2 protein-coding genes (1 of these 2 only partly in view) are annotated in these 13,093 nt (G+C 64.2%); both read right to left on the bottom strand.

The window, feature by feature from the left end:
* Positions 1-743, bottom strand: the 5' portion of a protein-coding gene (locus MKS85_RS20845; protein ID WP_310663120.1) for a non-ribosomal peptide synthase/polyketide synthase. It extends 12,787 nt beyond the left edge of the window; the window shows 743 of its 13,530 coding nt (coding positions 1-743); its start codon is at positions 741-743; its stop codon lies beyond the left edge, outside the window.
* Positions 743-13,093 (bottom strand): non-ribosomal peptide synthetase, encoded by a 12,351-nt coding sequence (locus MKS85_RS20840; protein WP_188251388.1) that lies wholly within the window; start codon positions 13,091-13,093, stop codon positions 743-745. The genes MKS85_RS20845 and MKS85_RS20840 overlap by 1 nt, the downstream gene beginning before the upstream one ends.

Genomic DNA, 13,093 nt, shown 5'->3' with positions numbered 1-13,093 from the left:
CCCAGGGTCTGCACCCAATAGGCCAACTGCCGCTCACGCTCACCGGCCTCGAGCCAGTGACGCTGCCAGATCGCATAGTCGGCGTATTGCACGCTCAGCGCTGGCAACGCCAACGGCTGGCCGGCGGTGTCGGCCGCGTAGTGACGCACCAACTCATCCACCAGCACCTGCATCGACCAGCCATCGGCAATGATGTGGTGCTGGATCAGCGCCAGCACGTGGTCGTCCTCGGCGATTTTCAACAGCGAAACCCGCAGCAACGGCCCCTGGCGCAAATCGAACGGGCGTGCGGTTTCAGCCTCGACGAACGCCTTGATGGCGTCGTCCTCGCTGGCCGACGGAGCGGCGGGCAAGGCCTGCACGGCGATGCCCAGGGACATATGCTGGTGGATAACCTGCACGGTTTGCTCGCCGTTCTCGCCGAAGGTGGTGCGCAAGCTTTCGTGGCGCTCGAGCAGTGCGTTGAAACTGCGCTCCAGGGCCGGCACGTCCAACTGCCCTTTGAGGCGCAGGGCACTGGGGATGTGGTAAGCCGAGCTGTGGGGATCCATTTGCCAGAGGAACCATTGACGTTCCTGGGCGTAGGAGAGCGGGATGTGTTCGAACCCGAGACGGACCTGGGGAATCGGCAGATTGGCCGGCGAGACGCCCTCTTCGAGCATTTTCTCCAGGTACAGCTTACGTTTGTCCAGCGGCAGAGTGATAAAGCGCTTGGCAATCGTCAAAGCAACACTCTTGTCCATCAGACTTCCTCCATTTCATCAAGCAGGGCTTGCAGCTTGCTGAGTTTCCGTTCATTGATTGGCGCATCCCCGGTGTCCAGTTGCGCGACAAAATCCCTCAGCACGGGGTGCTGAAAAATCAGTTGCGGGGTCAGGGTCAACCCCAGTTCGAGCGCCATGCGCGAGACGGCATTGACCGCCAGCAGCGAATGGCCGCCCAGCTCGAAAAAGTGATCGTTCAGGCCCACGCGCTGCACCGTGAGCACCTGTGCCCAGATCGCCGCGACCTGCTGCTCAAGCTCAGTGACCGGAGCGACATAACCGGCCTGCAACCAGCCAGTGTCCACAGCCGGCAGGGCCTTGCGGTCGAGCTTGCCGTTGGGGGTCAGCGGCAAGTGATCGAGGAACAGCAGATGGGTCGGGATCATGTAGTCGGGCAGGTGGTCCTTGAGCCTGGCCTTGAGTTCATCGCGCAGTGCGCGTTGCTCCTCGGTGTCATCCAGATTCAGGGACGGAGCGACCACGTAGGCCACCAGTTGCTGGCCGCCCGACACGTCCTGGGCCAGCACCGCCACTTCACGCACCTGGGGCTGTTGCAGCAGCCGTGCTTCGATTTCTCCCAACTCGATGCGGAAGCCGCGGATCTTCACCTGATGGTCGATGCGGCCCTGATACTCGAGCACGCCATCGGCGCGATAACGGCTCAGGTCACCCGTGCGGTACAGACGTTCGCCGTTTGTGGAAAACGGGCTGGGCACGTACTTCTCGGCCGTCATCGCGGCACGGCCGAGGTAGCCACGGGTGATGCCCGCGCCGCTCAGGTACAGCTCGGCCGACACACCCTGGGGCACCGCTTGCAGGTCGGCGTCGAGCAGGTAACTGGCGGTGTGCTTGACGGGCCGGCCGATGTTCGCCGTGCCGCCGGCAGTGCGGCGGGTCCAGGTGGAATAAGTGGTGTCTTCCGAGGGCCCGTAAAGGTCGTAGACGTGCTCAATGCCGCTCTCACAGTACAGAGAGTCCACCAGGCTTTGCTTCAGCGGTTCCCCGGCCAGGTTGATGATGCGCACGCTGGCCGGAATCTCGCCGCTGCGCTGCAACGCGGCGATGGCCGAGGGCACGCTGTTGATCAGCCGTACTTGATCGCGGGCCGGCAGTTGCGGCAGCTCCAGGGCGTTGCGGGCGATGATCAGCGAACCGCCGTTGGCCAGGGTCACGAACAGCTCCCACACCGACAAGTCGAAGCACACCGAGGTCGAAGCGAGCACGCCCTGAATGTCATCGCGACTGTAGACCGATCTGGACCAGTCGATCAGCGCCAGCACGTTGCGATGGGCAATCGCCACGCCCTTGGGCTGGCCGGTGGAGCCGGAGGTGTAGATCACGTAGGCGAGGTTGTCGGGCGTCACGGTTGTGTGGGGTGCGCTCAATGGGTAGTGCGCCAGGTCGAGCTGATCCAGCATGAGCACGGCGGTTTCGGCCGGTACGCTCAGCGTTGCCGCCACCGATTGTTCAGTCAGCAATACCCGCGCGCGGCTGTCGTCGAGCATGTAGGCCACGCGCTCGGCCGGGTAATCCGGGTCCAGCGGCACGTAGGCGCCACCGGCCTTGAGCACCGCCAGCAGGGCAATCAGCATGTGCTCGGAGCGCGGCATCGCCACGCCCACACGCACTTCCGGGCCCACGCCCATTTCGATGAGCTGGTGAGCCAGGCGATTGGCGCGGCCATCGACTTCGCTGTAGCTCAGTCGGGTATTGGCGAAGGTCACCGCCAGGGCATCCGGTGTGGCCTCGGCCTGGCGAGCAATCATCTGGTGAATGCACAGCGCTTGTTCGAAGGGCGCATCAACCGGGTTCCAATCGTGGGTCAGGCGCTGATGCTCATCGAACTCCAGCATCGACAGTTCACCCAGACAGCGCTCGCCATGAGCGGTCATCTGGCCCAACAACTGGGCCAGATGGGTCGCCAATCGCGTCACTGTGGCGGGTTCGAAACTGGCCCGCTGGTAGCTCATGTGCACCGACAACTGCCGATCCAGGCCCACCAACAGCGTCAACGGGTAGTTGGTCTGCTCTTGGGTGGCCGCCGGACCAAAGCGCAGGCCATCCGGCGCGCCTTGCTCCAGGGCCTGGGCAATCGGGTAGTTCTCGAACACCAGCAAACTGTCGAACAGCGCTTCACCGCCCTGCCCGGCCCAGCGCTGGATATCCAGCAACGCGGTGTGCTCGAACTCGCGCAGCGCCAGGTTCTGTGCTTGTACCGCTTGCAGCCAACTGTCCAGGGACTGCTCGGCCCGAGGGCTGGCGATCACCGGCAGGGTGTTGATGAACAGGCCGATCTGCTGCTCGATACCGGGCAAGTCCGCCGGACGACCGGCCACCGTCGCGCCGAAGGCCACGGTGTCTTTGCCGGTGTAACGCTGCAACAGCAGCAGCCACGCGGCCTGCACCAGCGTGTTGACGGTGACTTTCGAGGCACGGGCGAAAGCTTCCAGACGGCGGGTCAGCGTCTCGTCCAGGACCTGCACGTGATCGCCGTAGCCCGTGTCGGCCTCCCCGGACTGCGCAACGGCGTCGGCCAGCCGCGTCGGGGCCTCCAAACGTTGCAGCGCGGGCTTCCAGAACGCTTCGCTGGCGGCACCATCCTGGCGTTGCAGCCAGGCGATGTAGTCGCGGTAACGACTGCCGTGAACCGAGACGCTCTGGCCGCTGTAGCGCTGCAACACTTCCCCCAGCAACTGGGAATTGCTCCAGCCGTCCATCAGGATGTGATGATGGGTGTAGATCAACTGATAGCGCTGCTCATCGAGCCGCACGATCAGCAGCCGCAACAGGGCCGGCGCGCTCAGGTCCAGCTGCCGACGCTCGGCTTCGGCCAGGGCCTGCAAGGTTTCATCGGGCTGCGCATCGCCCCGCAAATCATGCAAGCGGTAAGGCAAGTCCAATTGCTTGCTGACGATCTGCACCGGATCTGGCAGGTCACCCTGCCAGACAAACCGTGTGCGCAGGATGTCATGGGCGTCCACCGCCGCCTGCCAGGCTTGACGGAAACGTTGCGGCTCCAGGCCTTCAACGTCCAGGCGCAATTGGTTGATGTAGTCGCCCGTGGCGTCGCCGTAGACGCTATGGAACAGCATCCCTTGTTGCATCGGCGACAGTGGATACAGGTCAGCGATCTGCGCCGTCGCCACCGGCAAATCATCGAGTTGCTGCTGGTTCAGGCGGGCCAGGGGGAAGTCCGACGGCGTCACGCCGCCATGCTCGCCGTGGCAGCAATGTTCGATCAAGCCTTGCAGCTCGCGGGCGTAATCGTCGGCCAGGGTCTGGACGGTGGCTTCGTTGAACTGCTCGCGGCTGAAGGTCCAGCCCAGGTTCAGTTCGCCGCCAAACACTTGGCCGTTCAGCGCCAGGACGTTGGACAGCGGAGCCTGGGCGTTCAATTCATCGCCGGCGCCTTCGCTGGCCGGCACGAACAAGGCACCTTGCGCTTCGCTGAAGCTGGCATCGAACTGCCCCAGGTAATTGAAGGTCAGCTGCGGTACCGGCAGCCGGGCAAGGATCGCCTGCGTCGGGTTATCCGCCAGATGAGCCAAGGCACCGAAACCCAGGCCTTTGTTGGGGATCGAGCGCAACTGCTCCTTGATCTGCTTGAGAGAGCTCCCCAGGTCCATCGACGGCGTCAGTCTGGCCGGGTACAGGCTGGTGAACCAACCAACGGTGCGGGTCAGGTCCACGTCATCGAACAACGCTTCGCGGCCATGGCCTTCGAGCTGGATCAACGCGCTGTCGGTGCCGGTCCAGCGCACAATGACCCGGGCCAAAGCGGTGAGCAGCAGATCATTGACCTGGGTGCGATAGGCCTTGGGCGCGTCTTGCAGCAATTGGCGAGTCAATGGAGCATCGAGCCGGGTGCGTACCGTCAGCGCGAGGTGGTTGTGCTGGCCGCCCTGGGGATTGTCCATCGGCAACCGCCCATCGACACCCTCCAGCCGGGTCTGCCAGTAGGCCAGTTCTTCCTGCAACGACGCGCTGCGGGCATAACCTTGCAAACGTTCGGCCCAGACCTGTGCCGAGGTGGTTTTCGCCGGCAACTGCAGCATCCCGCCGTCGGCCAGTTGCCGGTAGGCGCTTTGCAGATCGTCGAACAGAATCCGCCACGACACGCCATCCACCACCAGGTGATGGATCACCAGCAACAGCCGCTGACTGCCATCGGCCAACGTCGCCAGCACCGCCCGCAGCAGCGGCCCGTCTTGCAGGTCCAGGCTGCGTTGCGCGCGGTTGGCAATGTTTTCCAGCGCCTGGGCGTCAGGCACGTCCACCGCCCAAAGCAGCTCTGCGCAGTGGCTGGTCGGGGACCGGTAAGTGGCCTGCCAGCCCTCGCTGCGTTCGCTGAAGCTCAAGCGCAGGCCATCGTGATGCACCACCAGCGCGCTCAAGGCTTGCGCCAGCACGCGGGCATCCAGAGCATGCGTGGGTTTGAGCATCACCGCCTGGTTCCAGTGCTGACGCTCAGGGATCGCCTGCCCGAAGAACAGCCGTTGCACCGGCAACAGGGTCAGCGTACCGCTCACCGGCCCTTGATCGATGACGTGCGTGGTTTCACCCGAACGCGCCACCACCGCCAACGCTTCGATGGTCTGGTGCTGGAACAAGTCTTTGGGGGTGAAGTGAATACCGGCCTGACGGGCGCGGCTGACCACCTGGATCGAGACGATGGAATCGCCCCCCAGTTCGAAGAAGTTATCCCGCAGGCCGACTTGGCCGAGCTTGAGCACGTCCTGCCAGATGGACGCCAGTTGCTGCTCCAGGGTGCTGCGCGGTGCCACGTAGCGTTGCTGCAATTGACTGACGTCAGGCTTGGGCAGGTTCTTGCGGTCGAGCTTGCCGTTGGGGGTCAGTGGCAGGCGTTCGAGCAGCAGCAGATAGGCCGGGACCATGTGCGCCGGCAGGGTAGCCTTGAGTTGATCGCGCAGGTGCTCGGTGAAATCGGCACGCGGGGCCATTGATTCATCGGCCACCACATAAGCCACCAGACGCTTGCCGCTGCCGGCGCTGCCTTCCTGGGCGACCACCACCGCTTCACGCACGCCCTCGAGGGCTTGCAGGCTGGCTTCGACCTCTCCCAGTTCGATACGGAAACCACGAATCTTCACCTGGTTGTCGATGCGGTCCAGGTAATCGAACGTGCCGTCGGCGCGCTGGCGCACCAGGTCGCCGGTGCGGTACAGCAAGCCACCACCAGCACTGAACGGGTCGGCGATAAACCGCTCGGCCGTCAAGCCTGGACGGTTGAGGTAACCACGAGCCAGACCGCTGCCGCCCAGGTACAGCTCACCGGCCATGCCTTGGGGCAGCAGGTTCAGGTCGGCGTCCAGCACGTAAGCGCTGCGGTCGCCGATGCGGCTGCCGATGGGCGCATACGCGGCGCCGCACACCTCATCACGACCCGCTTTCCAGATCAGCGGCGTGACCACGGTTTCGGTCGGGCCGTAGCCGTTGATGATGAAATCTGGATTCAGGGCGCGCTTGACCCGTTCGAAACTGGCGTTGGCCACCGCATCGCCACCAAAGCAATAGATCCGCACCTTCGGCGGGTTGCCTTCGCGCTCGGCGTGTTCGGCCAGTTGTTGCAGGTACACCGGCGGGAACGCCACCACCGTCACAGCGTGCTCGCGCAGGGCGTTGTAGGTTTGTTCCGGGGTCCACAGGCTGTCATCGCGAATCAGCAAGGAGGCACCGTGGGTCAGGCTGGTGAGCCAGCGCTCATGGGCACCGTCGAAAGCGAAGGACATGAAATGGAATTCGCAATCGCTGCTGTGCATTTCATAGCGCTCGCCGATGGCCTGGCAGTGCATCGCCAGCGGACCATGGGCCACACTCACACCCTTGGGATTTCCGGTGGAACCGGAGGTGTAGATCACATAGGCGAGGTTTTGCGGGTCGATCTGGACGGACGGTGCGCTCAGCGGTTGCAGGCTCAGGTCCAGGCGATCGAGCTCCAGCACCTGGGCGGCGCCTTCCAACGGCAACTGCGCCGACACCCGGGAGTCGGTGAGCAACAACGCCAACCCTGAATCCTCGATCAGGTACGCCAGGCGTTCACGGGGATAGCCGGTGTCCAGCGGCACATAAGCACCGCCCGCCTTGAGCACCGCCAGCAGCGCGACAATCACCCCTTCGCTGCGCGGCAAGGCCACGCCGACCCGGGTTTCCGGGCCCACACCATGGGCCATCAGTGCGTGGGCCAATTGGTTCGCCCGCCGCTCGATGTCGCCATAACTGAAACGCTGACCGTCAAAGATCACCGCCGTGCTGTGTGGGTTTAGCGCTGCCAGATGGGCGAAGCGCTGGTGTACGGCAATGTCGGTCGGGTATGGCTGCGGATGGTTGGCCGCCTGTTGCCGAGCCTGCTCCTCGGCGCCGGCCAAGGCGATTTCCCCCAGGTTGCGCAGCGCCGATTCGGCGAAGCGTTCCAGCAGTTGCAACAGGTGCTCGCTGATGCCGGCGATGGCCGCCGGGCTGAAATGCGCCCGGTCGAAGCTGTAGTGCAGCGCCAGGCTCTGGCCAATGGTCACCGCAACACTCAACGGGTAATGGGTTTGCTCCTGGTGAGTGACCTCACCGAACACCACGCCCTGCCCGGCGCCTTCTTGCAGGGCCTGGGCGATGGGGTAGTTTTCGAACACCAGGATGTTGTCGAACAGCGCTTCGCCGCCCTGCCCGGCCCAGCGCTGGATGTCGGCCAACGGCGTGTGCTCGAAATCCCGCAGGCTGAGGTTCTGCGCCTGCACCGCTTGCAGCCAGGCGCCGACCGACTGATCCGGGCGCGGCGCGGCGATCACCGGCAACGTGTTGATGAACAGGCCGACCTGTTGCTCGATGCCCGGCAAGTCCGCCGGACGCCCGGCCACAGTGGCACCAAAGGCCACACAGTCGTGACCGGTATAGCGTTGCAGCAACAACAGCCACGCCGCTTGCACCAGGGTATTGAGGGTGACTTTCTGCTGGCGGGCAAACTGTTCCAGGGCCTGGGTGCGCGGGACGTCCAGGGTCTGGAAGTGATCGCCATGACCGCTGTGGATTTCGCTGGCGGACATCACTCGCGCCAAGCGGGTTGGCTCCTGCAAAGTCGCCAGTTGAGCGCTCCAGAACGCCTCGCTCAATTGCCCGTCCTGACGTTGCAGCCAGGCGATGTAATCGCGATAGCGCCCGACGGCGCTGGCCGACGTGCGACCGCTGTAGCGTTGCATCACCTCACCGAGCAGCTGCGAATTGCTCCAGCCGTCCATCAAGATGTGGTGATAGGTGTAGATCAAATGCCATTGCCCGGCGCCGGTCTGCACCAGCACCAGGCGCAACAGCGGCGCCTGGCTCAGATCGAAACCTTGCGCGCGCTCGCTATCGGCCAGCGCGGCAAGGGCCTGCGACAGGTCGCTACGCTCGCGCCAGTCCAGTACCATGAATGGCAATTGCACCTTCTTGTGGACGATCTGCAGCGGCTGCTGCAATTGCCCCTGCCAGACGAAGCCGCTGCGCAGGATGTCCTGCGCATCGACGGTGGCTTGCCAAGCGGCGCGGAAACGCTCGGTGTCCAGGCCTTGTACGTCCACCCGCAACTGGTTGACGTACTCACCGGCGGCCTGCTCGTAGAGGGTGTGGAACAACAGCCCCTGTTGCATCGGCGACAGTGGATAGAGATCGTCAAGCTGGCCGGCCGGCACCGGTAGCTCGTCGAGTTGCGCCTGAGTGACAGACGCCATCGGGAAATCCGACGGTGTGGCTTGCGGCGTGACCAGGTTGGCGCAATGTTCGATCAGCGCCTTGAGCTCCATGGCGTATCGATCGACCAGTTGCTGCACGGTCGCGTGGTCGAACATCTCACGGCTGAAACCCCAGCTCATCGCCAGTTCGCCGCCATAGACCTGACCTTCCACGGTCAGCCAGTTGGCCAGGGGTGCCGTCGTGTCCTGGGCAACGCCACTGCCTTCGCTGGAGGGCACGAACAACGCCGACTCATCGAACTGCCGGTCGAACTGGCCGAGATAGTTGAACGTGATGCGCGGTGGCGCCAGATCCGCCAGTTCGGCGCGCACCGAAGGTGCCGCCAAATAACGCAGCACGCCATAACCCAGGCCTTTGTCCGGGACGCCGCGCAGGTGTTCCTTGATCGCCTTGATCGACCCACCGAGATCGTCGCTGGCCGTCAGCTTCACCGCGAACAGGCTGGTGAACCAACCCACCGTCCGGGTCAGGTCGATGTCATCGAACAGCGCTTCACGGCCATGACCTTCCAGTTCGATCAGCGTGTCCGGCTGCCCGCTCCAGTGACTGATGGTACGGGCCAGCGCGGTCAGCAGCAGATCGTTGACCTGGGTGCGATACGCAGCAGGTGCCCGCTGCAGCAATTGTCGGGTCAGTTCGGCATCCAGACGCCATTCGATCTTCGCGCCGTGGGCATTTTCCAGGCTGCCCTGGGGACGATCGCACGGCAGGTCCAGCGCGTCCTGATGCTGGGCTTTCCAATAGGCCAACTGATCGTCGAAGCGCGACGCTTCGGCGTTCAGACGCGCGGTCCAGCTCTGGAACGCACTGGTCTTGGCCGGCAAGGTCACGCCGCCACCCGCCGCCAGTTGTTCGTAGGCCTGCTGCAAATCTTCCAGCAACACCCGCCACGACACACCATCTACCACCAGGTGATGGATGACCAGCGCCAGCCGCTGACTGCCGTCGGCCAGATTCACCAGCATGGCGCGCAACAGCGGCCCTTCTTGCAGGGAGAGGCTGCGCTGCGCCTCGTCGCACAGCGCATTCAGTTGCTCGGCGGATTGGGCATCGCGCAGCCACAGATCAGCGCTTTGCCGCAGCGGTCCGTGGCTCTGCTGCCAGCCGTCCGCGCCCGGCACAAAGCGCAGGCGCAGGGCATCGTGATGATTGATCACGCAGGTCAGCGCAGCATCGAGCCATTGCCCATTCAAGGGCTCGCGAGCGGTCAGCAGCAGCGACTGGTTCCAGTGCTCACGGGCGTTCATCGGCCGCGAGAAAAACTGCTGCTGGATCGGCCCCAAGAGGGCAGCTCCGGTGATGGGCCCCTGATCCACCGCACTGTGATGGTCGAGGCTGGCGACCAGGGCCAGGCTGCGCACGGTCTGGTACTGGAACAGATCACGCGGATTGATACCGATACCGACCTGTCGCGCACGGCTCACCACTTGAATGGAGATGATCGAATCACCGCCCAGCTCGAAGAAATTGTCTTCGAGGCCGACCCGCTCCAGCCCGAGTACGTCCTGCCATATTTCAGCCAGCGCGATCTGCAGCGCATCCTGCGGCGCGACGAACGCCTGCTGCGGCGCCGCGTCCGGTTGCGGCAGGGCCTTGCGGTCCAGTTTGCCGTTGGCGGTGACCGGTAATCCGGTCAATGGCATCAGGTAGGTTGGCACCATGTATTCCGGCAGACTGCCCAGCAGCCACGCTTTGACGTCCTGTTGCCACTGCTCGTGCGGGGGGGTGTTTTCCAGCACCAGATAACCCACCAGATGCTTGCCGTCCTGCACCAACACCACCGCCTCGCGCACCAGTGGGTGCTGCATCAGGCGGGTTTCGATTTCGCCCAATTCGATGCGCAGGCCACGCAGCTTGACCTGATGGTCGAGGCGGCCAAGGTATTCGATCACCCCGTCGGCACGCTGGCGCACCCGGTCGCCGGTGCGGTACAGGCGCGCGCCGTCATGGAAGGGGCACGGCACAAAACGCTCGGCGGTCAGCGCCGGGCGCTGGTGATAACTGCGCGCCAGCCCCGCCCCGCCCAGGTACAACTCGCCAGGCACGCCGTACGGCACCGGCGCCAATTGGGCGTCGAGCACGTGGGTGCGCAGGTTGGCGATCGGCCGACCGATCGGTACGCAATCGGCACCTTCGTCGACGCATGTCCAGTGGGTCACGTCGATGGCCGCTTCGGTCGGCCCGTACAGGTTGTAGAGGCTGGCGTTCGGCAGTTTGGCGAAGACCTGTTTCTGCGCATCCAGCGGCAAGGCTTCGCCGCTGCAGACGATGCGCCTTAACCCTTCACAGGTTTGCACGCCCGGTTCATGGATAAACGCCTGCAGCATCGACGGCACGAAGTGCAGCGTGCTGATGCGGTAACGGTTGATGATATCGATCAGTTGCAGCGGGTCGCGATGCGCACCCGGCGCAGCCACCACCAGACACGCACCAGCCATCAGCGGCCAGAAGAATTCCCACACCGACACGTCGAAGCTGAACGGTGTTTTTTGCAACACCGCATCGCTGTCATCCAGGCCGTACGCCTGCTGCATCCAGCACACACGGTTGACCAGTGCCGCGTGACTGTTGCCCGCGCCCTTGGGTCTGCCAGTGGAACCGGAGGTGTAGATCACATAGGCCAGACTCAACGGATCAACCGTCACCTCGGGGCGACGCTCGCTGTAACCGTCGAGCCAGCCGCTCGGCTGATCGAGCAAAATCACGCTGACGCCATCGGTTGGCAGCTCCGCCGCCAGCGAGCGCTGGGTCAGCAGCAAGGCGATGCCGCTGTCTTCGATCATGTAGGCCAGGCGATCCTGCGGGTACTCCGGGTCCAGCGGCACATAGGCGCCGCCGGCCTTGTGAATCGCCAGCAGACCGACCACCATTTCCACCGAACGCTCGACGCAGATCCCCACCAGCGTGTCCGGCCGCACACCGCGCTCACGCAGCAAATGGGCCAGGCGGTTGGCGCGGGCATCGAGTTGCGCGTAGCTCAGGCTTTGTTCGCCAAACAACAACGCCGGAGCCTCCGGGGTGCGCGTCACCTGGGCTTCAATCAGGTGATGCATGCAGCGGTCGGTCGGATAGCGTTGGGCCGTGGCATTGCCACCGTGCACCAGGGTGTTGTGCTCATCGGCGTCGAGCAGCGGCAATTCGCCGATGCGTTGCGACGGATCGGCGACCATCGCCGCCAGCAAACGCAACCAATGCCGGGCCATGCGCGCGATGGTCGGCGCTTCGAACAGGTCGTTGGCGTACGTCAGCGCGGCATGCAGCTTGCCGGCCTTTTCGTAGGTGTCCAGGGTCAGGTCGAACTGGGTGGTGCGGCCCTGCCAGTCGAGCATGCCGAGTTCCAGCCCGGACGCGGTGCTGACCGTGGTGAGGTCGGCTACGTGCGGCTGATGGTTGTACATCACCTGGAACAGCGGCGTATGGCTGAGGCTGCGCTCCAGCTTCAAGGCATCGACCAGACGCTCGAATGGCAGGTCCTGATGGGCCTGGGCACCGAGCGCGGTCTCTTTGACTGCGCGCAGCAAATCGGCAACCCGCGTCTGCCCGTCGAGTTCGGTGCGCAGCACCTGGGTGTTGACGAAGAAGCCGATCAGGCCTTCGATTTCATCGCGATTGCGGTTGGCGATCGGCACACCGACGCGGATATCGGACTGGCCGCTGTAGCGATGCAACAGCACGTTGAACGCGCCGAGCAACAGCATGAACAGCGTGATGCCATGCTGCTGGGCGGTGCTGCGCAGTTGCTCCGCCAAAACGGCATCGATGGCAAACTCATGACGGCTGCCGCGATAGCTCGGCATGGCCGGGCGCGAGTGATCGGTCGGCAGCTCGAGCACCGGATGCTCGCTGCCCAGTTGCGCCTGCCAATACTCGAGTTGCCGCGCCTGCTCGCCCGCTTCGAGCCAGCGGCGCTGCCACAGGGCGTAATCGCTGTACTGGATCGGCAGCGGCGCGAGTTGCGGCGACTGCCCCGCTTCATGGGCGTCGTAGCAACGGATGAATTCGTCGATCAGCACGTTCATCGACCAGCCGTCGGAGACGATGTGGTGCAAGGTCAGCAACAGCACATGGTCCTGCTCGTCGAGCGTGAGCAGCTTGACCCGCAGCAGCGGCCCGACCGCCAGATCGAAGGGCAGCAGTGACTGTTGCTGCGCCGCCTCGGCCACTGCCCGTTCGCGCTCGGCGGCCGGCAAGGCACTGAAATCCTGTTGCTCGATCAGCAGCGGCGCGCAGGTCGGCACTTGCAACAGGCTATCGTCCGCCTGCCGCTGGAACACCGTACGCAGGGTTTCGTGACGCGCGACGAGGCTGGCGAAGGCCAGCTCCAGCGCCGTCAGGCTCAACGCGCCCTTGAGCCGCACCGCCCCCGGCAGGTTGTAGGCCGCGCTGCCGGGCTCCAGTTGCCAGAGGAACCACATCCGCTGCTGGGCGTAGGACAAGGCTTGGCGATCTTCGACTTCAACGCCCTGGGGGATGGGGAAACCGCTGAACTCGACGCCCTCCTTGTCCAGCGCCGCCAGGAACATCCGGCGCTTGTCCAGGGGCAACCCGATAAACCGGCGAGCAAGTTTCAAGGCGTCTTCAGCATTCAT

The sequence above is a fragment of the Pseudomonas sp. JL2 genome (genome assembly GCF_031570495.1).
GTDB classification, from domain to species: domain Bacteria; phylum Pseudomonadota; class Gammaproteobacteria; order Pseudomonadales; family Pseudomonadaceae; genus Aquipseudomonas; species Aquipseudomonas rhizophila.
Note: the sequence above shows the minus strand (reverse complement) of the source record. Positions and strands in the feature narration are given on the sequence as shown.

Bases quoted from the DNA above. Each gene is read 5' to 3' on its own strand.
- MKS85_RS20840 (WP_188251388.1), bottom strand. From the start codon at position 13,093: ATGAATGCTGAAGACGCCTTGAAACTTGCTCGCCGGTTTATCGGGTTG.